The organism is Microbacterium sp. K35 (genome assembly GCF_004794375.1).
GTDB classification, from domain to species: domain Bacteria; phylum Actinomycetota; class Actinomycetes; order Actinomycetales; family Microbacteriaceae; genus Microbacterium; species Microbacterium sufflavum.
In genome coordinates, this window is sequence record NZ_SSDM01000276.1 from 1 (window position 1) to 675 (window position 675).

The 675-nt window shown below is 76.0% G+C and carries 1 protein-coding gene; it reads left to right on the top strand.

Going from position 1 to position 675, the window contains the following annotated elements; genetic code table 11:
• Positions 1–155: 155 nt before the first annotated feature.
• A partial coding sequence (locus DW299_RS10610; protein WP_168443118.1) for an alcohol dehydrogenase catalytic domain-containing protein occupies positions 156–675 on the top strand: 520 nt, incomplete at its 3' end.

Consider the following 675-nt stretch of genomic DNA (forward strand, 5'->3'; position numbering starts at 1 on the left):
TCAGGGCTGCGCGGGCGTGCTCACCGGCGCGCACGACCGCGCAGCCCTGAGCGGCGCGGGAGCCCACGCCGTGCTCGCCGACGTCACCGCCCTGCGCGGCGCGCTCGCCCAGCGCGACCTGCTGCCCACCGTCTCCGCGCGCTGAGCATCCGGCCATGGGAACCGTGCTGATCCGCCCGCCCGGTCACCGGAGGGACGTCGCCCTGCGCCCCGCCGCCACCGCCATGGTGTGGATCGGCGACGGGCACCCGCACGAGACCATCGCGGTGCCCGGCGTCGCCCTCGGCGACCACGACGTGCTGGTCGCTGTCGAGATGTCGACCATCTGCGGCTCCGACGTGCACACCGTGCAAGGGCGGCGCGCGGCCCCCACGCCGCTCGTGCTCGGGCACGAGAGCGTGGGGCGGGTCATCGCGCTCGGTGACGCCGGAGCGGACGCGACCGACGGGGCCCCGCTGCGTCTCGGCGACCGCGTGGTGTGGTCGGTCACGGTGTCGTGCGGCACGTGCGACCGCTGCCGCCGCGGGCTCACCCAGAAGTGCCGCGACCTGGGCAAGTACGGCCACGACAGGGTGGGCGTGCACGGCGACCTCACCGGCGCGTTCGCCAGCCACGTGCAGCTGCGCGCGGGGACGGCGGTCGCGCGGGTGCACGTGGCTAGATCGGAAGAGCGTC